The sequence below is a fragment of the Microbispora bryophytorum genome (genome assembly GCF_043197435.1).
In the GTDB taxonomy this organism is placed as follows: domain Bacteria; phylum Actinomycetota; class Actinomycetes; order Streptosporangiales; family Streptosporangiaceae; genus Microbispora; species Microbispora bryophytorum.
In genome coordinates this window covers 214,356-236,055 of record NZ_JBICTF010000014.1, presented here as the reverse complement: position 1 = coordinate 236,055, position 21,700 = coordinate 214,356, and the positions used below count along the sequence as shown (strand labels likewise).

Genomic DNA, 21,700 nt, shown 5'->3' with positions numbered 1-21,700 from the left:
AGCGGCCTGCGCAACCTCGCCGACCGCGCCGAACGACTCGGCGGCACCCTCACCCTCACCTCCCCCGGCACCGGAGGCGCCCGCCTGGAATGGAGCGTCCCGCTGAGCTGATCACCTCATGTTCTGCGAGACGTCGCAGGAGCCGCCGCCGGGGGCGCAGTAGGCGCCCTGGCTGCTGATCTTCCCGGCGGAGGTGACGGAGGTCGACTGCGGGCCGCTCAGGAGCGAGGGCGTGTAGACGCCGTTGAGGTTCTGGATGTTCCTGCCACGGCCCGACTTGTACTGCCTGGCGCTGGTCCGCCCGCCTCGGGCCGACTGGTAACCGCGCGGGCCGGGCCTGGGCCTGGCCTTCGCACGGGCCGGCGCCTTCGCATCGGCCGCGGCCGCGTGCGGCTTGCGGCGCAGCGGAGCGGAGGCCGCGTCCGCCGATTCCGGAACGGCGAGACCGGCCAGCGAGACGACGAGCGCGGCCACCGCAAGCCGCCGCACCGCCGAGACGAGATCGGTTCGGAAGACGTCCGCGCAGTGACGAGACACCTGGCCACCACCTGCCCATGCGCCAGTGGATATAAGCGACATGGGGCATATGCCCTTATCGCCGGAGTCTCGTCGGCGTCCTGGGGAACTCCGGCACGGATGATTACTCCGTCCCGGCGCGGTCGCCTACCCGGCCCCGTCCGGCCGATACCATGCGTTATCCCGACGAGCTGAGCCTTGGAGCGCGAATGTCCCGACCCGGTCTGGTGATCGGCGGATACACCTCCGACACGGAGGGCTCGGGCCCCGGCCTGACGGTGGCCCGGTCGCACGCGGACGGGCGGCTGGAGGCGGTGGGCGAGACGACCGTCTCCGGTCCGTCGTTCGTCGTCGCGCACCCGCGGCTGCCGCTGCTGTACGCGGTGCTCGAACGCGCCGCGGACGGCGCGCTCGCGGTCTTCGCCGACGACGATCCCGCCCCCCGGCTCCTGGCCGAGCACCCCAGCGGGGGCTCGCTGCCGTGCCACCTGGCGCTCGACCCCGAGGGCCGGTGGCTGGCGATCGCCAACTACGGCGACGGGACCGTCACGGCCTACCGGCTGGGTGAGGACGGGATGCCCGAGCCGGGCCCGCTGACGTTCCCGCACGAGGGCCGCGGCCCCCGTCCGGACCGGCAGGAGGGTCCGCACGCGCACCACGCGCTCTTCGGGCCCGGCGGAGTGCTGTACGTGACCGACCTCGGCACCGACCAGATGCGCCGCTTCCTGCCGGGCATGCGCCCGCATCCGGACGGCCCCGTACGGCTGGCCCCCGGCAGCGGCCCGCGGCACTTCCTGCACCACGAGGGGCACTGGTACGTCACCGGCGAGCTCGACGGCACCGTGCGCGTCTACGACGACGAGTGGCGGGAGGCGGGCGCGGTGCGGGCGAGCGGCGCCTCGGCGGAGGGCGGCGGGGAGAACCTGCCCTCCCACATCGCGCTGTCCGCAGACAACCGTCACCTGTACGTCGCCAACCGCGGGCCGGACACCATCAGCGTCTTCGAGGTGGACGGGTCCCGTCTCACGATGACGGCCGAAGTGCCGTCGGGGGGAAGCTGGCCACGCCACTTCGCGATCGACGGCGACCGCCTCTACGTCGCCAACCAGCGGTCCGACTCCGTCGCCGTGCTGGCGCTCAGGGACGGGCTGCCCGAGCCGACCGGTCAGGCGCTGACGGTGGGCACCCCTTCGTGCGTGCTCATCCGGTAGGTCGTCAGAGCACCTGGCCGACGCCGCCGACGATCCACACCCGCTGTGCCTGCCCGGTGCTCTGGGGGATCTGCGGCCGCCACTGGCGGATGTAGACGAGGCCGGGATCGACGAGTTCCGTGCCGTCGAAGAAGCGCAGCACCTTCTCCCGGTCCCGCGTCGCGTCGTCGGCCTGCGGCACGATCTGCCGGAACAGGTCGACGATCGGCGCGGCCAGCTCGGGACGGCTGTCGAAGACGGCGTGACCGATGGCCAGGTAACTGCCCGGGGCGAGGTGGTCGCGCAGGTGGGCCACGCACTTGTACGGCTCGACGGCGTCGGGGAGGTACTGCAGCCGGGCCGGGATCAGCACCCCGACCGGCTGCGCGAAGTCGATGAGCCGGAGCATCTCGGGGTCGGCGAGCATCTCCGCCGGGCGCAGGATGGAGCCGTCGACGACCCCGGTGCAGGTGTCGCGGGCGAGCACGGCCCGCGCGTGGTTGAGCACCACCGGGTCGTCGTCGACGTACACCACGCGGGCGCCGGGCGCGAGCTCCTGGGCGACCTCGTGGGTGTTGCGCCGGGTCGGCAGCCCGGACGCCACGTTGAGGAACTGCCGCACGCCCTGCTCGACGAGGAAGCGCACCACCCGCTCCAGGAACTCCCGGGTGTCCACCGCCATCGTCTTGACCTCGGGCGCGATGGCCGTCAGCTGCTCGGCGAACCTCCGGTCGGCGGCGAAGTTGTCCTTGCCTCCGAGCAGGTAGTCGCTCATCCGGGCGATGTTCGCGGTGCTGGTGCTGAGACCCGCCACCTTGACGGGCCGTTCGCCCCCTCCCGGCTCCGTGCCGCCCAAACCGCCTCCCTCGCTCATCATCGGTCCGCCGGTAATTATCGCCTCAATCCCACCAGAACGACCAGGCGTTCTGGCCCACGATCTGTTCGGCGTAGTCGGCCAGCGTGCCCGGGCCCTGAAGGACGCTGTCGGGGCAGAACGTCCAGTGCTCGGCCGCCACGTGCAGCGCGTGCGCGGGGGTGGCGGGCGGCGCGGCGACGCTGAGGTCCAGCGTGTTGAACCCCATGCCGACCACCCGCACCCCGAACCGCTCCTCCCAGCTGCGCACGACGGCCGCCAGGGGCACGGTCCACTCGTTGTGGTGCAGCGCCCCCTGCCAGCCCATAGCGACCATCGCGTCGGCGCCGCGGTCCACCGCGGCGAGCCCGAGCGGCGTCATCCTCTCGGCCACCACGTCGGCGTACCAGTCGGCGACCACGTCGGGGTCGGCCACGAGCGCGGCGGGCGGTGCGATCCCGGGGCACTCGGCTCCGAACGGCGCGAGGTAGGCCTCGTGGCCCAGCAGCAGGTCCTGCCACGCCTCGGCCATGAACCCGGCCGCGCTGTAGTAGCCGACCTGGTCGGGCGAGTCCGGCGCGATCTGCCCGGCCGACCAGGGCTGTACGCCGTCCTCCAGCAGCATCGGCCACAGGCCCGACCGGGGGTGCTCGGCGCGCAGCCGGGCCCACAGCCCGGCGGGCACCGGCTCGTCGCTCAGCCAGAACGAGGGGCGGTGATGGGCGCGCAGCCGGTCGTAGTCGGGGTCCGGCCACACGAGGGAACCGGACGGCAGGTCGACGGACAGCACCCGCCCGTCGCCGCCGTCGCCGAACAGCAGCTCCAGGCCCGTGGGGAGCCGCCGACGCTCGTGAACCGACATGCGCCAATAATGTCGGACCCGGCCTTGGCGCGTCCCGTGAGGGCGATCATTACGGGGATCACGGGACGTCGAGCCGGCACAGCCCCTCGGCGAGAACCTTCATGGTCAGGCGCGTACGGCTGTCGCAACCCAGCTTGGCGAAGATGTGCTCCAGATGGGTGGTCACGGTGCGCACGCTCAGGACGAGCGCGGCGGCGATCTGGGGGTTGGAGTCGCCCTGCGCGACCCGGGTGAGCACCTCGATCTCCCGCGAGGTCAGGTCGTATGGCAGGGCGCACGGGCGCTCGGCGATGACCGCGCCCTGGATGGAGCCGTGGAAGCCCACGCCGGCCCGGTGGAGGCGCAGCTCGCGCCACTGGCCGGTGCCGTCCGGCCACAGCCCCCGGCGCGACAGCTCGCGGGAGTCGATGAACGCCCTGGCCAGCTCCGCCATCGCCGGCTCGGCCGCGAGCGCCTCCGACGCGGGCCATCCGGCCACGTCCCTGCGCCGCCCGCCCCGTTCGAACGCCACGGCGTGGAAGCCGGGCGGCAGGCCCATCGGGTCGATGACGCAGCGGGTCACGTCGGTGAGGTGGGCCAGGGCGGGGGAGACCGCGCTGATCACCGCGGGCGCCTCGGGCGGCAGGTCCGCGCGGGAGCCGACGTGCAGCAGCCCGGTGTAGCGCCCGCCGGTCAGGAACAGCGGCGTCGTGATCCCCGCGCGCCAGCCGTACGGCTCCAGGTGGCGGCGGAAGTAGCGCTCGGTGCCGGGGGAACCCATGACGACGGACGTGCGCAGCGACATGGCCCGGCGGTAGGCGTCGAGCCGGGCGTACTCCTCCGCGGCGTCGTCGTCCACCCGCGTGTACCCCGCCGACACCAGCGAACGGTGCCGGCCGGTCGCCGGGTCGAACGCGACGAACTCGTACGCCTCCACGGGGATGACCTCTCCTAGCGCGGTCATCGCCCCGTGTGCCCCCTGCCGAGCCACCTGGAAGCCCAGTTCGGCGACGGCGTGCAGGCTCCGCGCGCTGAGGCTGATTGCGTCCATGGATCCTCCATGCTCAGCCTGCCGGGTAAAGGTTCCGCATGGAATACGTAAAGTCTCCGATGCAGAGGGCGGCCCCGTTTCCTACCCTCACCCGCAACACGACGATGAGGCGGAGGACCAGTGAGGGTCACGAGAAGCCGGGCGGCCGCCCTCGCTGTGGCGGCCATCATGCTGAGCGGCGGGTGCGGGGGAGGCGGGGGAGGATCGTCGCCGGCGGGCGGCGGCAAGGAGGCGAACGCGTTCTCCGTCGCGCTGACGGAGCCTGACCATCTCACCCCGGGCAACACCTCCAGCGACTACTCGATCACGGTGCTGGACACGCTCTTCGAGACTCCGGTCTCCATCGACGCAGCCAGTGGCAAGCCCGTGATGCGGGCGGCCGAGTCGGTGAGCAGCACCGACCAGAAGGTCTGGACGATCAAGATCAAGCCGGGGCAGAAGTTCAGCAACGGCGAGCCGGTCACGGCGCAGAGCTTCGCCGACTCCTGGAACGCCACGGCCTACGGCCCCAACGGCTGGACCAACAACTACTACTTCGCCAACATCGAGGGCTACGACAAGCTCAACCCCGAGAAGGGCGACCCGTCCACGGACAAGATGAGCGGCCTCAAGGTGGTGGACGACACCACGCTCGAGGTGACGCTCACCGCGCCGTTCAGCCAGTTCCCGATCACGCTCGCCTACATCGCGTTCGCGCCGATGCCGAAGGCGGCGTTCACCGACCTCAAGGCGTTCGACCAGGCGCCGGTTGGCAACGGGCCGTTCGTGCTCGACGGCGCGTGGGAGCACAACAAGCAGATCGCGATCAAGCGGTCTCCCTCGTACGCGGGCGAGCGCACGCCCAAGGCGGACGGCGTCACCTTCAAGATCTACGCCAGCCGTGACACGGCGTGGACCGACCTGCGGGCCGGCCGGGTGGACCTGATGACGACGGTCCCGCCGGCCAGCACGGGCGAGGCGAAGAAGCTGCTCGGCGACCGCTTCGTGCAGACCCCCGACGGCACGATGGACTACCTGGGCTTCCCGACCTTCGACAAGCGGTTCGCCGACGCCGACCTGCGCAAGGCGTTCTCCATGGCCATCGACCGGCAGGCCATCGTGGACGCGGTCTACGACGGCGCGTTCAAGCCGATGGCGTCGCTGCTGGCGCCGCTGGTGCCCGGCTACCGGGAGAACGCCTGCGGCGAGGCGTGCACGTACGACCCGGCCAAGGCCAAGGCGCTGTTCGACCAGGCCGGCGGCTTCAGCGGCACGCTGAACCTGTGGTTCTCCAACGCCGACCCGAGCTACGAGCAGTGGATGACCGCCGTCGCCAACCAGCTCAAGCAGAACCTCGGCATCTCGGACATCAAGTTCCGCAAGATCCCGGCCGCCGACTACCTGTCGACCTTGCGCCAGCGCAAGGAGGACGGTCCCTACCGCAACAACTGGGTCATGGACTACCCGAGCCCCCAGGACTACCTCGAGTACATGTGGGGCGCGGGCAACCGGATGGGCTGGGAGAACAAGGAGTTCGACGACCTGATCAAGCAGGCGAACTCCGCGCCCAGCCTGGACGCGAGCCTGCCGCTCTACCAGAAGGCCGAGGACGTCGCGCTGGCCGACATGCCGATGATCCCGCTGTGGAACTGGCAGAACCAGATCGGCTTCACCAGCCGGCTCAGCGGCGTCGACGTGACCCCGTACAGCAAGAACCTGTACACGATCACCGTGAAACAGGGGTGACACGAGGGTGAGGTACGCCGCGCAGCGCCTGGCCCAGGCGATCCCGGTGTTCTTCGCGACCACCTTCCTGATCTACGCGATGGTGTTCGTGCTGCCGGGCGACCCGATCCTGGCGCTCGCGGGCGACAAGCCGGTGCCCGAGCAGGTGCTCGCCGTGATGCGGGCGCGCTACCACCTCGACGAGCCGCTGCTCGTGCAGTACGGCCGCTACATGCTCGGGGTGTTCCAGGGCGACCTGGGGGAGACCTTCACCGGCCAGCCGGTGAGCGAGCTCCTCCAGGACCGGTGGGCGGTCACCGCGCAGCTCGCGCTGACCGCCTGGGTCTTCGAACTCGTCGTCGGCATCGGCCTCGGCGTCCTGGCCGGGCTGCGCCGCGGCGGGGCCGCCGACACGGCGGTCCTCGCCGGCACCACGTTCGTCATCGCGGTCCCGGTGTTCGTCGTCGGGTACACGGCCCAGATCCTGCTGGGCCTTAACCTGGGGCTGTTCCCGACGGCGGGGACCGAGGAGGGCTGGCCGGTCAGTTACCTGCTGCCCGGCATGGTCCTCGGCTCGTTCGGCCTGGCGTACGTGGCCCGGCTCACCCGCACCTCCCTCGTGGAGAACCTGCGCGCCGACTACGTCCGTACGGCGACCGCGAAGGGGCTGGCCCGGCGGCGGGTGGTGGGGCTGCACGCGTTGCGCAACTCGCTCATCCCGGTCGTGACCTACCTCGGCGTCGACTTCGGCAACCTCATGGCCGGGGCGGTCGTCACCGAGGGCATCTTCAACCTGCCCGGCATCGGCCAGCAGGTGTTCCAGTCCATCCAGCTTCAGGAGGGTCCCGTCGTCGTCGGCGTCGTCACCCTGCTCGTCATGATCTTCATTCTCGCCAACCTGGCCGTCGACCTGCTGTACGGCGTGCTCGACCCGAGGATCCGCCGTGCTCGCGCGTGACGCCTGGCTGGAACTGCGCGGCCGGGTGGTGTTCTGGTTCTCCGCGGCCGTCCTGCTGGTGGCCGTGGCGATGGCGGCCTTCCCCGGGCTGTTCGCCCACCTCGGCCCGAACGAGGCCTGCGACCTGCGCATGTCGAAGCGCGGCCCGGCGGGCGGAGCGCTGTTCGGGTACGACCTGCAGGGCTGCGACTACTGGTCCCAGGTCGTGCACGGCACCCGGGCGTCCATCGTGGTCGGCGTCTCGGTCACCGTCTTCGCCATGCTGATCTCCATCCTGCTGGGGCTGGTGGGCGGCTACTACGGGGGCGTCGCCGACGCGGTCATCTCCCGGCTCACCGACGTGTTCTTCGGCATCCCGTTCGTGCTGGGCGCGACCGTCGTGCTGGTCGCCTTCCCCGACCACGGGATATGGGCGATGACGCTGGTCCTCGTGCTGCTCGGCTGGACGACCATGACCCGGCTGATGCGCGGGCAGGTCATCGCCGTCAAGGACATGGACTTCGTCGCCGCCGCCCGCATGCTGGGCGCGAGCGACCGCAGGCTCATGATGCGCCACATCCTGCCCAACTCCGTCGCGCCGGTCATCGTCGTGGCCATGCTCAACGTCGGGAACGTCATCGCGGGGGAGGCGACCCTCGACTACCTCGGCGTCGGCCTGCAGTATCCCGACGTGTCGTGGGGCCTGCAGCTGAACATCGCCCAGACGTTCTTCGCCGAGCACCCCCACCTGCTGGTCTTCCCCGCGTTGTTCCTCACCGCGACCGTGCTGAGCTTCCTCATGCTCGGCGACGTCGTCCGCGACGCCCTCGACCCCCGCCTGCGCTGAGGCGTCACGTGGCAGCGAATGCCGGCTCATGCGTCAAGGCGTACGGGTATTTGCCGTCATTGCCGTGAATCGCTGCCTGCTTGTACGCGAAAAACATCATCTTTAACCTGGCATGGTGGACGCTGGACTGTTGCTGACGCTGATCGGGACGGCGGCCGGCGTGATAGCCGTAATACCGGCATTCCTGCAGCTGAGGCGTCATGACGCGGAAAAAGCGGTCAGAGTTGCAGATCGTACTGCTGTCGAAAGCACGGCGCTGCACCCGCGGACGATCCTCAGGCCACCCGTGGGGCGGCTGCCCAAAGTATTCAGAGATCGGGAGGCCGTGCGCCGGCGGCTTCAGCAGGTCGTGCGACGGCCCGACGGCAAGGTTCACCTGCTGTACGGCCTCGGCGGTTCGGGTAAGACGGCGATAGCCATCAAGACGGCCCAGGAAGCCGCCGGCAGAGGGCGGATGGTGTGGTGGGTTTCGGGGGTATCCGCGTCGGAATTCGTCACCTCCATGTTGCGCCTCGCGCGAGCACTTGGGGCGAGGGAAAGCGAAATCCAGGAGGTTCTGGCCGGGCGTGGAAACATGCCCGACCTCGTCTGGAAATATTTGGAGCAGCAGCAGAAGTGGCTGCTGGTCATCGACAATCTCGACGACATCCGGATCCTCGATGTGGCCGAGACCAAGGCGCGCGACGGGAACGGCTGGCTCCGCCCGACACGCAAGGGCGTGCTGCTCGTGACAAGCAGGCTGGGTGACTTGTCGCAATGGGGGACTTTCACCAAAGCGCATGAGATCGGGCCGCTCGACCCGCGCGATGCGGCACTGGTGCTACGGGACCTCGCGCCGCTGTCGGGTTCCTACGAGGAGGCCGAGAGGCTGGCCGGCAGACTGGGGTTCCTCCCACTGGCCCTACACCACGTCGGCTCGCTCCTGTCCTCCCCGTTCTCGCCGGAGCGAACTTTCGCGGCCTACTCGTCCTCCCTCAAGAGTGGCCTGGTCGCACTGATGAAACGAGGCGAGGATGATCGCGACGTTCTGGCCAGAACATGGGAAAAATCGCTTGACATGCTGACCACGCAGGGACGTAGCCAGGCGCGTCGGATACTGCGAACTCTGTCATGTTTCGCGCCTTCGATCCCGATTCCTGGCGTCATGCTGGATAATGGCATCCTGGCAGACCTGTGCGACGGGGACGTCGAAGCCGTGAGTGAGGGGATGCGGGCGCTCGAATCCGTCGGGCTCATCGACCTACCGGAAGAGCCGTCGGCTGAAAGCCTCGCGATCCAGGTCCATCCGCTCATCGCGGAGGCCAGCCGCCTCCATCTGGACGAGGGGCAGGAGACGACGCGCGTCACGAGAGTCTCCGTCGCGCTCGTCCTGCATGCCGTCGAGGGGCTGAAGATGGAGGACCCCCTCGACTGGCCCCGGTGGTTCGAGATCCTGCCCCACGCGATGTCCGTGCTGGAGCAGATCAGTCGGCGTCCGGCGAGCGAGCACCTGAGCGAGGCGGCGAAATGCGCGGCGCGCGCGGCTTCCGCTCTCATCTACGCGGGCCACTACACCACCGCGCTCGACGTCACGCGGGCCGCGCTATCCCATGCGAGGGCTCTCGGTGAACTCGATCCGGGGATCTTGGAAATCAGACACGAGCTGGCGGGGGCGCTGTATTTCACCGGACACGACGCCGATGCGGAGCGGGAATACCGCACTGTGGCCGAGGCCAGGTCCAAGACGTTCGGCGAAGAAGATCCGCAAACGCTGATCAGCCTGTTCCAGGTGGCGTATGTGCTGGCCGGCACAGAGCGGCTCGGAGAGGCCGAGGAGATCGCCCGACGAGTGTTCGACATCAGGCTGAAAGTGCTCGGACCTGGTGACTACTACACGTTGATCACGCGCCAACTACTGGACTACATAGCCTTCCGGCGGGGAAACTTCGAGGAATGCCGGCGACGGTGTATCGCGTTGGTCGATGATGCGCGCGGATTTCTCGGCAATGAGCATCCCATGACCTTCGGCGCGCAGCATCTCCTCGCACGCGTGCTCTTAGAGCAGGGGGAGTTGACGCAGGCCGAGGTGGAGCTGCGAGCGGTATTGGACATCGCTATCAGGACGGAGGGTGAGGGGCATCCCGGCACGTTAAGGGCCAGGCTGACATTGGCCCGCGCGCTCGCGATGTCGGGACGGAAGAAGGAAGCCGCCGTCGAACTCAACCGTGTTTTGGCCGTGACGAACGGACCGGTCGCGGAACCTCACCCTCTGTTCAGGGCGTATCAACTCGCAAGAGACGCCTTGGAGGGGTAACCCATAGCCTGAGGATCCCTGCTGATGCCGCGACCGGGCACGATCCGATCTACGAGGGCGCGACGAGCAGCCGGTCGAGGACGCGGACGCCGAACTCCAGGCCCTCGGCCGGAACGCGCTCGTCGAGACCGTGGAACATGCCGAAGTAGTCGAGGTCCGGCGGCAGCAGCAGCGGCGCGAAGCCGTACCCCCTGATGCCGATCCTGGCGAACCACTTGGCGTCGGTGCCGCCGGTCATGACGTACGGCACCGGCCTGCCGGCGGGGTCCTCGGCGAGCAGGGCGGCGGTGAGCTCGTCGAACAGGCCCTCGGCGGGGGAGGAGACGGCCTCCTCGAAGCTGACGAACTCACGGGTGATCTTCGGCCCGAGCAGCCGGTCGACGGTCTCCAGGAACTCCTCGCGCTGCCCCGGCAGGAACCGGCCGTCCACGTGGGCCTCGGCGGTGCCGGGGATGACGTTGACCTTGTATCCCGCGTCGAGCATCGTCGGGTTGGCCGAGTTGCGCAGCACGCCCTTGAACAGCGCCGCCGCCCGGGGGATCCGCTCGATCTCCGTCTCCAGCCGGTCGACGTCGATCGGCCGGCCGAGCGCCCGCGACAGCTCGTCGATCAGCCGGGCCACCTCGGGCGTCAGCCGTACGGGCCAGGGGTGGTCGGCGAGGCGGGCGAGGGCACGGGCGAGCTCGGCCACGGGGTTGTCGACGGCGGGCTTGGACCCGTGGCCGGGCACGCCGTGGGCCGTCAGGCGCATCCAGGCGGTGCCGCGCTCCCCGACGGCCACCGGGTAGACGCGGACGTCGCCCTCATACCAGGAGAAGCCGCCGGACTCGCTGATCGCCTCCGTGCAGCCCTCGAACAGGTCGCGGTGCCGCTCGATCGCGTGGCCCGCGCCGTACTCGCCGGTGGACTCCTCGTCGGCGAGGAAGGCCAGCACGAGGTCGCGCCTGGGGCGCACGCCCCTGCGCGCGTTCTCGCGGGCCCAGGCGAGGGTCATGGCGAGCGTGCCCTTCATGTCGACCGCGCCCCGGCCGTGCACGCAGCCGTCGGCGATCTCCCCGGAGAACGGGTGCGTACGCCACTCGGCCGGGTCGGCGGGCACGACGTCGAGGTGACCGTGCAGCAGCAGCGCGTCGGGGCTGTCGCCGGGGATGCGCGCCACCACGCTGGTGCGGCGCGGCGCCGACTCGAACACCACCGGCTCGATGCCGACCTCGGCGAGCAGGGACGCCACGTATTCGGCGGCCCGCCGCTCGCCCGGCCCGTCGCCGGACCCGTCGTTGGTGGTGTCGATCCGCAGCAGTTCCGAGCAGATCGTCGCGACCTCGCTCACGACACTCCACCTTCCAGCTTCAGGGGCGGGACCTCGGGAGTCGGAAAGCCGAAGACGATCCCGTAGAAGGCGAGCTCGGCCTCCAGCGCCCGGACGATGGTCTCCTCACGCCGCCAGCCGTGCTGTTCGCCCTCGAAGGTAAGGTATGCCCACTGGTGCCCGTGGCGGGCCAGCGCGGCGGCGAAACGCTCTGACTGCGCGGGATCGACCACCTTGTCTTCCAGGCCGTGCAGGAGCAGGGCCGGGCCGGACGCCCGTTTCGCGTGCAGTTCGGGGGACCTGTCCACGTAGCGCTGCCGGGTCTCGGGCAGCGGTCCGATCAGCCCGTCGAGGTAGCGCGACTCGAAGTCGTGCGTCTCGGCCGCCCAGTGCTCGGGGTCGGAGATGCCGTAGTGGGACACCGCGCCGCAGAAGACGTCGCTGTGGACGAGCGCGGCCATCGACGTCCAGCCGCCGGCGCTGCCGCCTCTGATCGCCACCTTCCCGGCCCGCCCGGTGTCCAGCAGCCACCGCGCCACCGTCTCGCAGTCGCGCACGTCCACCACGCCCCAGCTGTGGCGCAGCCGCTCGCGGTAGGCCCGGCCGTAGCCGGTGGAGCCGCCGTAGTTGACCTCGGCGACGCCGATGCCCCTGCTGGTGAAGTAGGCGATCTCCAGATCGAACACCGGCGGGGCCGAACTCGTCGGACCGCCGTGCACGAACACCACGTACGGCGCGGGCCCGCCGCCGGACGACGGGGCGTACAGGTGCGCGTGGACTCCCCCGACCGTCACCGCCTCGGGTGTGGGCAGCTCGGCGTCCCCGGGCACCGGCTTGCCGGAGGACAGCACCTCCCGCGCCCCGGTGTCCAGGTCGACCCGCACCACCTCGTACGGCCGGAGGGGTGAGGCCGCGACGCCCACGACGTGGGAGCCCCGGGCCGACAGGGCGGGCGCCCAGTGGGTGTAATCGCCGCCGACGTCCCTGAGGGAGCCTGCCGTCGCGGGGGCGTCGAGGACTCCCAGCCGCCGCTCGTCGGCCGTGCCGTACACGGAGGCGATCCGCCCGCCCGCGACGGCGAAGAACGTCGCGCCGATCTTCCAGGTGGCGTCGCCGAACTCCAGCGGCACCGGGGTCAGGTCGCGCGTCGTGCCGTCCAGCCCGACGAGGTGGATGTTCCACCAGCCGGTGGGGTCGGTGACGGCGTACAGGCTCCCGTCGTCGCGCCACTCGGCCTGGCAGGTGGACGCGCCGGACAGCAGGACGCGGTGGGGGCCGCCGTCCACGGATCCGACGCAGAGCTCGGTGGCGTCCCAGGGCATGTCCGGGTGGTTCCAGCCGATCCAGGCGAGCGACCGTCCGTCCGGCGAGACGCGCGGGTTCATCAGGAAATGATGGGTCTTCACCACGCTGCGCAGGGGGGAGCCGTCGAGGGGCACCGCGACGATGTCGCGCTCGCCGCTGCGCGCGTCGCCCCGCTCGCGCACGCACCACACCGCGTCGCCGTGGACGACGAGGTCGGCGTAGCGGGCGGGCTCCTCGGGGGTGAGCGGGACCGGCTCCTCGCCGGGGGAGCACAGGTGGATCCGGCCGTCCGCCCAGTCGGTGAACACCAGACGGCCCTCGTGCGCCCGCCAGGAGCGCCCGCCGTACTCCATGACCCGGTTCCTGGCGTTCCAGCCCGGCGGGAGCACGTCCTCGATCACGCCGTCGGCCCTGCGCCGCACCACGCAGCGGCGGCCGCCCTCGCGCGGGCGCGGCTCGTCCCACCAGACCTCGTCTCCCGAGATCTCCACCCACAGCGGGCGGTCGTCCACCCGTGCGACGTCGACGGCCCGAATGGTCACCAGTTCCCCCCGGAGTCTGGAAGCGGAGTGCCGGGGGGATGCACGATGTGCGCGATCCCCCCGCTGCTCGTGGCGCGCAGCCAGACGCTCTCGAACGCCGCGCGGGGATACACCCGCCGCACGCCGCCGTCGTCCGGCGCGGCCGGATCGTTCGCGATCACGTCGCCCTCGGCCGTGAATCCCGTGACGACCATGATGTGCCCGCCGGTGGAGTATCCGGCGCCCGGCAGCTCGTGATCGCGGAAGGCCTGCGAGGTGATCACCGGGATCCCGGCGGCGATGAACCGCTCCAGTTCGGCCAGCGAGCGCAGCCGCGTGACGAAGCCGTCCAGCCCGTACCGCCCGGCGTACGCGACGCCGAAGGGCCAGTTGCCGGTGCCCTGGTAGCTGTGGTCGTACATGTCGCGCGCGGCGTGGTCGACCGCCGGGCACGGGTCGCCGGGGGTCACCCAGGCGAGGTCGGCCGGGGCGGGCCCCAGCCCCCAGTAGCCCAGCACCATCGTGAACGCCGCGGGGCTGCACCACGACTCACCGCCGCCGTCCCACTGCGGATAGTGCCCCGTGTGGACCTTCTGCGAACGGCGCGGCACGTCGAGCTCGACGTGCCGCGACCCCGGCGGGCCGCCTCTGCCCGCCTGCCCCACGGCCGAGGCCATCACGGCGAGTGAGCGCACGCCGCCGCCATTGCCGTACAGGGTGGCGCGCACGCGGTACGACGTCACGGAGCGGGCGGCGACGAAGGTGTCGACGGCGACGTCCCCGTCGGCGTCCCCCTGGCCGGGCAGCGACGTGCGGTGGATGTCGGCGCCGGTCTCGGCCCAACGGCCCATGACGTACCACTTGGTCAGGTCGCCGGTGACCGCCCGCGCCTGGATCTCGATCTCCAGCCAGGCGCCGGGCGGCGCGGCGGCCGTCCACGACGGCACCAGTTCGGTGGCCGCGAAGCCGATCTCCCGCTCCGGCGACGTCCAGCGGATGTAGGGCCACTCCCGCTCGCCGCCGGGGGCGAACGGATCCAGATATTTCGTTGTCCCCGTCTCCCGAGCCTCGACGGACCACCGGTGGAGGACGACGGGGCTCACCTGGGGGCTCGGTCCGGCCGACAGCAGGGTGACCACCTCGCCGATTGTTGTTACCGCCCCGACCTGGCACATCGGATGGTTTACGTATCCGACACACGGGACGCTACGCCGGTCAGAGGTAGAGCCCCGTGGCGGGGGCGGGTTCGGCGGCGGCCGGGCGGCCGTCCCGCAGGGCGAACAGCTCGGCCAGGGTCGTCCCGCTCGCGCTCCCGCCCGTGCCCCCGGCGCCCAGCCACTGAGCCGCCTGGTCCGCCTCGAACCGGCCGACCTCGATCTGTGCCAGGCACCGCCCGGGCCGTACGACGGCCGGGTGGAGCCGGCTGAGGTCCTCGTTGGTCGTGATGGCCACGAGCACGTCCCTGCCCTGGCCGAGCAGCCCGTCGGTCAGGTTGAGCAGGCGTGACAGGCCCTGGCCCGTCGACTGCTTGGCCTCGGCGCGGATCAGCTCGTCGCAGTCCTCCAGGACGAGCAGCCGCCAGCGCGGCTCGTCGTCCTCGCCCGGACCGTCCCAGCCGACGGCGACGTCCATGAGATAGCCGGGGTCGTTGAACAGCAGCTCGGGGTCGAGCACGCAGTCGACCTGGCACCAGGGCGCCCACTCGCGGGCGAGCGTGCGCAGCAGCGTCGTCTTGCCGGTCCCGGGCGGGCCGTGCAGGAGGACCAGCCGGCCCGTCACGCCGGCCGCGGTGGTCGCCATGAGGGCGTCCAGGCGGCCGGCCGCGGCCCGGGGGTAGTTCCGCCTGATCTCCTGCCAGGACGAGGTCGTGATGGGCTTGGCGGAGCGGTGGGGGCCGTGGCTCGACCGCCACCAGAAGCCCATCCGCACGTGGTCGGCGTCGGGGGCCGCCTCCTCCGCGTCCCTGGTCGCCTGCTCCAGGACCGAGCCGGCCAGTTCCTCGCTGACCGCCGTGGCGGTGAGCGTCGCCGACCGGTTCGCGCCGCGGACCACCCGCAGCGTCCACCCCTCGCCCGCGACCAGCCGGGTCTCGTACCCGTCGGTGTGCTGGGCGACGCGCAGCAGCCGGCCGCCCTCGGCGGTCAGCGGGGCGTCGGCGCGGACCCGGCCGAGGCTGGTGGTGCGGGACCAGGGCTGCTCACCGGTGGCGAACGGCGACAGCGCCATGGCGTCGATCACGTCGGCCGGGCTGTCGGCGTCGTCGAGCCAGATCCGCATCGGCACCGGAGGTGGAGGCGTGGAGTGAGGAGAGAAGTCGACCTCCTTGAGAACGGACATACAGCGATGATCTCGACGAACGTCTCACTCTGTCGATTGGATTTATTTGGGTTATTCGATTTGCCTGCTGTTTAAGCCGTTTCATCTGGGCAAAAGTCAGTACCTATTGGGGCGTTACCGCTACGCTCGGTGTCCAGTCGTACGGTTTGCAACGGAGAGCACTGTGGCCATCGATCTCGTGTCTCGCGCTGCATGGGGCGCGCGTTCCCCCAGGGGCTCGTACTCGTCGCTGGCCTCCACGCGCGGCGTGAAGGTCCACTACACCGGCGGCCGCGTGGATCCCGGCATCGTCGGCGACCACGCCAAGTGCGTGGCCATGGTGAAGTCGATTCAGGACTTCCACATCGACGGCAACGGCTGGATCGACATCGGATACTCCATGGTGGCGTGTCCCCACCGGAAGGTCTTCGTCGGTCGCGGGCCGGGACACCTGCCGGCCGCCAACGGCCCCGGCCTGAACTCCGGCCACTACGCCGTGCTCGGACTCGTCGGCAACGCCGGCCTGGTCCAGCCGACCGACGGCATCCTGCACGCGATCCTCGACGCGGTGGAGTATCTGCGCGCCAAGGGCGGCGCGGGCAAGGAGATCAAGGGCCACCGCGACGGCTACTCCACCGACTGCCCCGGCGATCCGCTGTACGCCTGGGTCAAGAAGGGCGCGCCGCGTCCCGGCACCACCCAGCCGCAGCCCGATCCGGAACCGGAGCCGGAGCCACAGCCCACGCAGAAGTGGCCCGGCCGCCTGCTCAAATATCCGCCCATGATGCGCGGCGACGACGTGCGCGCCTGGCAGGCCCGGATGAAGGAGCTCGGCTACGACATCGTCGTCGACGGCGCGTACGGGCCGGACTCGAAGGACGTGTGCCGCAGGTTCCAGAAGGACCGCCACCTCGACGTGGACGGCATCGTCGGCCCCGACACCTGGAACGCCGCATTCGCCAAGTCATGAGGCACCCGGAGTTGTCCACAGACCGGCACCCCGTTGCCCCGAGACCGGGCCGGTGCATTTAGCATCCGGTTCATGACGGTGCCGCCTGTTGAACTCGACGATCTCGCCGATCCCGCAGCGGGGTTCCCGCAGGCCACGCGGGAGCAGTGGCGGACGCTCGCGGCCGAGGTGCTGCGCAGATCCGGCTGGGACGGGTCGCCGGGCGAGGCCGAGGCCGCCCTGACCACCACGACCTACGACGGGGTGGCGGTGGCCCCGCTGTACGACGCCGCGGACCTGCCGGCCGCGCCGCGGCCGACGCGCGCGCCGGGCCCGTGGGACGTGCGCCAGCGGCACGCCGACCCCGATCCGGCCGTGACCCGGGAGGCGATCCACGCCGACCTGGAGAACGGCGTCACGTCCCTGTGGCTCGATCTGAACGCGATCGATCCCGCCGCGCTGCCGGCCGTGCTCGACGGCGTCCTGCTCGACCTCGCCCCGGTCGTCCTCGACGCCGGCCCGCGTACGGCCGAGGCGGCGGAGGCGTTCCTGCGCCTGGCCGTCGAGGGGGCTGCGGGCAATCTGGGCGCCGACCCGATCGGGCTGGCGGCCCGCACCGGCGCGACCGTGGACACCGGCGCCGCCGTGGCGCTCGCCCGCCGCTGCGCCGTGGATCATCCGGGCCTGCGGGCGATCACCGTCGACGCGCTGCCGTACCACGACGCGGGCGGCGCCGACGCCGAGGAGCTCGGCTGCTCGGTCGCGACCGGCGTCGCCTACCTGCGGGCGCTGACCGGCGCCGGCCTGACGGCCGAGCAGGCGTTCGGGCAGCTCGAGTTCCGCTACGCCGCGACCGCCGACCAGTTCCTGACCATCGCCAAGCTCCGGGCCGCCCGGCGGCTGTGGGCGCGGGTCGCCGAGGTGGTCGGTGGGCCGGGAGCCCAGCTCCAGCACGCCGTCACCTCCTCGGCGATGATGACCGTCAGGGACCCCTGGGTGAACATGCTGCGCACGACGGTGGCCTGCTTCGCGGCCGGGGTGGGCGGGGCCGACGCGGTCACCGTCCAGCCGTTCGACGCCTGCCTCGGGCTGCCCGACGCGTTCGCCCGCCGCATCGCCCGCAACACCCAGGCGCTGCTGGTGGAGGAGGCGAACGTCGCCCGCGTGGCCGACCCGGCCGGCGGCTCCTGGTATGTGGAACGGCTCAGCGACGACCTCGCCGCCCGGGCCTGGGAGTGGTTCCGGGAGATCGAGCGGGCCGGCGGCATGGCGGCCGCGCTGGAGCGGCTGGTCCCCGAGCGGCTGGCGGCGACCCGGGCCGGGCGCGCGGACAACCTCGCCCACCGCCGCGACCCGATCACCGGGGTCAGCGAGTTCCCCGATCTGAAGGAGCGGCCGGTGTCCCGGCGGCCCGGCCCCGGGCTCGCCGCGACGTCCGGCGGCGCGCCGGGCAGGGGACTGCCGGTGACGCGCTACGCCGAGGAGTTCGAGGCGCTGCGCGACCTCGCGGACGCCCAGCCGAGCCGGCCCACGGTGTTCCTCGCCACGATCGGGCCGGTCGCCGCGCACACCGCGAGGGCGGCGTTCGCCGCCAACCTGTTCGCGGCGGGCGGTGTCGCGACCGTCACCAGCGGCCCGGGCACCGACCCGGCCGCGATCGCCGCGGCCTTCCGCGACTGCGGCACCCCCGTGGCCTGCCTGTGCTCCAGCGATCGGCTGTACGGCGAGCACGCCGCGGCGGTCGCCGCGGCGCTGCGGGAGGCCGGGGCACGCACGATCTGGCTGGCCGGAAAGGGGGAGTATGAGGGGGTGGACGCCACCCTGTACGCCGGCTGCGACGCGCTGGGAGTGCTCCGCGCGACGTTCGACGAGCTGGGAGTGGACCGATGATTCCGGATTTCTCGGAGATTGACCTGGGGTCGAGCGCCGCCGCCGCGGACATCCCGGACGGCCCGGCCTGGGAGACCCCTGTGTGGGAGACGCCGGAGGGCATCGCGGTCAAGCCGTTCTACACGGCGGCCGACCTGGAGGACGGCCCGTCCCTCGCGACCTACCCGGGCGTCGCGCCCTTCCTGCGCGGGCCGTACCCGACGATGTACGTCACCCAGCCGTGGACCGTCCGGCAGTACGCGGGGTTCTCCACCGCCGAGGAGTCCAACGCGTTCTACCGGCGCAACCTGGCCGCCGGGCAGAAGGGCCTGTCGGTCGCCTTCGACCTCGCGACCCACCGGGGCTACGACTCCGACCACCCGCGCGTCGCCGGCGACGTCGGCATGGCGGGCGTGGCGATCGACTCGATCTACGACATGCGGCAGCTGTTCGACGGGATCCCGCTCGACCGGATGAGCGTGTCGATGACCATGAACGGCGCGGTGCTGCCGATCCTGGCGCTCTACATCGTCGCGGCCGAGGAGCAGGGCGTCACGCCCGACAAGCTGGCGGGGACCATCCAGAACGACATCCTCAAGGAGTTCATGGTCCGCAACACCTACATCTACCCGCCGGACCCGTCGATGCGGATCATCTCCGACATCTTCGAGTACACCTCCGAGAAGATGCCGAAGTTCAACTCCATCTCGATCTCCGGCTACCACATCCAGGAGGCCGGGGCCACCTGCGACCTGGAGCTCGCCTACACGCTGGCCGACGGGCTGGAGTACCTGCGCGCCGGGGTCGCGGCGGGGCTGGACGTCGACGCGTTCGCGCCGCGCCTGTCGTTCTTCTGGTGCATCGGCATGAACTTCTTCATGGAGGTCGCCAAGCTCCGCGCCGCCCGGCTGCTGTGGGCCCGCCTGGTGAAGGGATTCGGCCCGCGCAACCCCAAGTCGCTGTCGCTGCGCACGCACAGCCAGACCTCCGGATGGTCGCTGACCGCGCAGGACGTGTTCAACAACGTCGTACGGACCTGCGTCGAGGCGATGGCGGCCACCCAGGGCCACACCCAGTCGCTGCACACCAACGCCCTGGACGAGGCGCTCGCGCTGCCGACCGACTTCTCGGCGCGGATCGCCCGCAACACCCAGCTGCTGCTCCAGCAGGAGTCGGGCACCTGCCGGGTGATCGACCCGTGGGGCGGCTCCTACTACGTCGAGCGGCTGACCCGGGAGCTGGCGCGGGCGGCATGGGGTCACATCCAGGAGGTCGAGCGGGCCGGCGGCATGGCCAGGGCCATCGACCAGGGGCTGCCCAAGATGCGCATCGAGGAGGCGGCGGCCCGCACCCAGGCCCGCATCGACTCCGGCAGGCAGCCGGTGATCGGCGTCAACAAGTACCGCCCCGAGTCCGACGAGCCGATCGAGGTGCTCAAGGTCGACAACACGGCCGTGCGCAACCAGCAGATCGACAAGCTCCGCAGGCTGCGCGAGGAGCGCTCGGCCGACGCCGTCGACGCCGCGCTGGAGGCGCTGACGAAGGGCGCGGCCGGCGGGGAGAACCTGCTGGAGCTCGCGGTGAGGGCCGCCAGGGCCAAGGCCACGGTCGGGGAGATCTCCGACGCGCTGGAGAAGGTCTTCGGACGGCACGCCGCGCAGATCCGTACGATATCGGGCGTGTACCGCGCGGAGGTGGGCGGCGGCGCGGACCGGGTCCGGGAGGCGTGCGCGCAGTTCGAGAAGGCGGAGGGCCGCCGGCCCCGGATCCTCGTCGCGAAGATGGGCCAGGACGGTCACGACCGGGGCCAGAAGGTGATCGCGAGCGCCTTCGCCGACCTCGGCTTCGACGTCGACGTCGGCCCGCTGTTCCAGACGCCGGAGGAGGTCGCCCGGCAGGCCGTCGAGGCCGACGTGCACGTGGTCGGGGTCTCCTCGCTGGCGGCCGGGCATATGACGCTGGTGCCCGCGCTGCGGCAGGCGCTCGCCGGCCTCGGCGCGGAGGACGTCATGATCGTGGTCGGCGGGGTGATCCCGCCGGGCGACGTCGAGGAGCTGCGCACCGCGGGCGCCTCGGCGATCTTCCTGCCCGGCACGGTGATCGCCGACGCCGCCCTGGAACTGCTGCGCGAGCTGTCCGCCCGGTTGGGCCACCGGTGACCGCACCGGTGATCGACGACTACGTCAAGGGCGTGCTGTCGGGCGACCGGCGGTGGACCGCCCGGGCCATCACGCTGGTGGAGTCGACCAGGGCCGATCACCGGGAGATGGCGCAGCGGCTGCTGGTCGAGCTCACCCCGCATGCCGGCAGGGCCCGCAGGGTGGGCGTGTCCGGGGTGCCAGGGGTCGGCAAGTCGACCTTCATCGAGGCCCTCGGCACCCATCTCACCGGGCAGGGGCACCGGGTCGCCGTGCTGGCCGTGGACCCCTCGTCGCGGCGCTCGGGCGGCAGCATCCTGGGGGACAAGACCCGGATGGCCAGGCTGTCGGCCGATCCGAACGCCTTCATCCGGCCGTCCCCCACGGCCGGGACGCTCGGCGGCGTGGCGACGGCCACCCGCGAGGCCATCGTCGTCGTGGAGGCGGCGGGCTACGACATCGTGCTCGTCGAGACGGTCGGGGTCGGCCAGTCGGAGACCGCTGTCGCCGACATGGTCGACACCTTCCTCCTGCTCACCCTCGCCCGCACGGGGGACCAGCTCCAGGGGATCAAGAAGGGCGTGCTGGAGCTGGCCGACATCGTCGCGGTGAACAAGGCCGACGGGGAGCACGAGACGGCCGCGCGCAAGGCGGCGCGCGAGCTGTCCGGGGCGCTGCGGCTGCTGCGCTCGGTCACGCCCGTGCTGACCTGCAGCGGCCTCACCGGCGCCGGGCTGGAGGAGTTGTGGGCGCAGGTCGTGCGCCACCAGGAGGGCGCGGACCTCGCCGCCAGGCGCAGCCGCCAGCAGGTCGAGTGGACGTGGGCGCTGGTCAGGGAGCGGCTGCTGGCCATGCTCCGCGACGCCACCGGTGAGATCGCGCCGGAGATCGAACGACAGGTCCTCGACGGCACCCTCACCCCGGCGCTGGCCGCCGACCGGATCCTGGCGGCCTTCCTGGCCACCGAAGACCAGGCGGACGCCTCTCATGACACCCGGGGGATCACCTTTCCTCCCGGGTGAGACAGATCGCTACCCGTGTGACCGGGAATGCACTGTTGC

Annotated in this window: 17 protein-coding genes; 9 read left to right on the top strand and 8 right to left on the bottom strand. The window is 71.3% G+C overall.

Annotated features, from left to right (window positions below; translation table 11 throughout):
* Nucleotides 1-111: 111 nt before the first annotated feature.
* Nucleotides 112-537 carry a hypothetical protein gene (locus tag ACGFIB_RS34930; RefSeq protein ID WP_393377649.1) on the bottom strand — a complete coding sequence of 142 codons (426 nt, stop codon included), beginning with the start codon at nucleotides 535-537 and terminating at the stop codon, nucleotides 112-114.
* Nucleotides 538-725: 188 nt separating this feature from the next.
* Between ACGFIB_RS34930 and ACGFIB_RS34925 the strand changes: the two genes are divergently transcribed.
* Complete coding sequence (locus tag ACGFIB_RS34925; protein WP_393377646.1) at nucleotides 726-1,727, top strand: lactonase family protein; 1,002 nt, start codon at nucleotides 726-728, stop codon at nucleotides 1,725-1,727.
* A 4-nt stretch (nucleotides 1,728-1,731) separates the two neighbouring features.
* On the opposite strand, the gene ACGFIB_RS34920 is transcribed toward ACGFIB_RS34925, so the two are convergent.
* The 3 genes from ACGFIB_RS34920 to ACGFIB_RS34910 are packed head-to-tail and all read right to left on the bottom strand — an operon-like array spanning nucleotide 1,732 to nucleotide 4,451.
* The gene (locus tag ACGFIB_RS34920) at nucleotides 1,732-2,562 is read right to left on the bottom strand and encodes an SAM-dependent methyltransferase (protein ID WP_393377643.1); all 831 of its coding nucleotides are present in this window, start codon (nucleotides 2,560-2,562) and stop codon (nucleotides 1,732-1,734) included.
* A 43-nt stretch (nucleotides 2,563-2,605) separates the two neighbouring features.
* Nucleotides 2,606-3,421: a DUF4253 domain-containing protein gene (locus tag ACGFIB_RS34915; protein WP_357247352.1), complete on the bottom strand. Its 816-nt coding sequence runs from the start codon at nucleotides 3,419-3,421 to the stop codon at nucleotides 2,606-2,608.
* Between the two features lie 58 nt (nucleotides 3,422-3,479).
* Entirely contained in the window at nucleotides 3,480-4,451 is a 972-nt protein-coding gene (locus tag ACGFIB_RS34910) for a helix-turn-helix transcriptional regulator (protein WP_357247355.1), read from the bottom strand.
* Between the two features lie 120 nt (nucleotides 4,452-4,571).
* On the opposite strand from ACGFIB_RS34910, the gene ACGFIB_RS34905 reads away from it, so the two are divergent.
* The 4 genes from ACGFIB_RS34905 (at nucleotide 4,572) to ACGFIB_RS34890 (ending at nucleotide 10,232) form a co-directional block, all read left to right on the top strand.
* Nucleotides 4,572-6,176: a peptide ABC transporter substrate-binding protein gene (locus ACGFIB_RS34905; RefSeq protein WP_357247358.1), complete on the top strand. Its 1,605-nt coding sequence runs from the start codon at nucleotides 4,572-4,574 to the stop codon at nucleotides 6,174-6,176.
* 7 nt (nucleotides 6,177-6,183) lie between these two features.
* On the top strand, nucleotides 6,184-7,113 hold the full coding sequence (locus tag ACGFIB_RS34900; protein ID WP_357247360.1) for an ABC transporter permease: 930 nt from the start codon (nucleotides 6,184-6,186) through the stop codon (nucleotides 7,111-7,113).
* On the top strand, nucleotides 7,100-7,939 hold the full coding sequence (locus ACGFIB_RS34895; protein ID WP_142572637.1) for an ABC transporter permease: 840 nt from the start codon (nucleotides 7,100-7,102) through the stop codon (nucleotides 7,937-7,939). The genes ACGFIB_RS34900 and ACGFIB_RS34895 overlap by 14 nt, the downstream gene beginning before the upstream one ends.
* Nucleotides 7,940-8,069: 130 nt before the next feature.
* A complete protein-coding gene (locus ACGFIB_RS34890; protein WP_393377639.1) occupies nucleotides 8,070-10,232 on the top strand; it encodes a tetratricopeptide repeat protein in 2,163 nt (720 codons plus the stop codon).
* A gap of 49 nt (nucleotides 10,233-10,281) precedes the next feature.
* On the opposite strand, the gene ACGFIB_RS34885 is transcribed toward ACGFIB_RS34890, so the two are convergent.
* The 4 genes from ACGFIB_RS34885 to ACGFIB_RS34870 form a co-directional block, all read right to left on the bottom strand.
* Nucleotides 10,282-11,562: a M20/M25/M40 family metallo-hydrolase gene (locus tag ACGFIB_RS34885; RefSeq protein WP_142572641.1), complete on the bottom strand. Its 1,281-nt coding sequence runs from the start codon at nucleotides 11,560-11,562 to the stop codon at nucleotides 10,282-10,284.
* Complete coding sequence (locus ACGFIB_RS34880) at nucleotides 11,559-13,388, bottom strand: S9 family peptidase (RefSeq protein WP_393377636.1); 1,830 nt, start codon at nucleotides 13,386-13,388, stop codon at nucleotides 11,559-11,561. The genes ACGFIB_RS34885 and ACGFIB_RS34880 overlap by 4 nt, the downstream gene beginning before the upstream one ends.
* Complete coding sequence (locus ACGFIB_RS34875; protein ID WP_393377635.1) at nucleotides 13,385-14,506, bottom strand: C39 family peptidase; 1,122 nt, start codon at nucleotides 14,504-14,506, stop codon at nucleotides 13,385-13,387. The genes ACGFIB_RS34880 and ACGFIB_RS34875 overlap by 4 nt, the downstream gene beginning before the upstream one ends.
* 76 nt (nucleotides 14,507-14,582) lie before the next feature.
* Complete coding sequence (locus ACGFIB_RS34870) at nucleotides 14,583-15,704, bottom strand: DUF5925 domain-containing protein (protein WP_393377633.1); 1,122 nt, start codon at nucleotides 15,702-15,704, stop codon at nucleotides 14,583-14,585.
* A gap of 163 nt (nucleotides 15,705-15,867) precedes the next feature.
* Here ACGFIB_RS34870 and ACGFIB_RS34865 point away from each other — a divergent pair, with 163 nt between their 5' ends.
* The 4 genes from ACGFIB_RS34865 (at nucleotide 15,868) to meaB (ending at nucleotide 21,661) form a co-directional block, all read left to right on the top strand.
* A complete protein-coding gene (locus ACGFIB_RS34865) occupies nucleotides 15,868-16,653 on the top strand; it encodes a peptidoglycan recognition protein family protein (RefSeq protein ID WP_393377630.1) in 786 nt (261 codons plus the stop codon).
* A 72-nt stretch (nucleotides 16,654-16,725) separates the two neighbouring features.
* Nucleotides 16,726-18,522 carry a methylmalonyl-CoA mutase subunit beta gene (locus ACGFIB_RS34860; RefSeq protein WP_393377628.1) on the top strand — a complete coding sequence of 599 codons (1,797 nt, stop codon included), beginning with the start codon at nucleotides 16,726-16,728 and terminating at the stop codon, nucleotides 18,520-18,522.
* Nucleotides 18,519-20,660 (top strand): methylmalonyl-CoA mutase, encoded by a 2,142-nt coding sequence (scpA, locus tag ACGFIB_RS34855; RefSeq protein ID WP_393377626.1) that lies wholly within the window; start codon nucleotides 18,519-18,521, stop codon nucleotides 20,658-20,660. Before ACGFIB_RS34860 ends, scpA begins: the two co-directional genes overlap by 4 nt.
* Nucleotides 20,657-21,661, top strand: a complete 1,005-nt coding sequence (gene meaB / locus ACGFIB_RS34850) for a methylmalonyl Co-A mutase-associated GTPase MeaB (RefSeq protein ID WP_393377623.1) — start codon at nucleotides 20,657-20,659, stop codon at nucleotides 21,659-21,661. The genes scpA and meaB overlap by 4 nt, the downstream gene beginning before the upstream one ends.
* The last annotated feature ends 39 nt before the right edge of the window (nucleotides 21,662-21,700 follow it).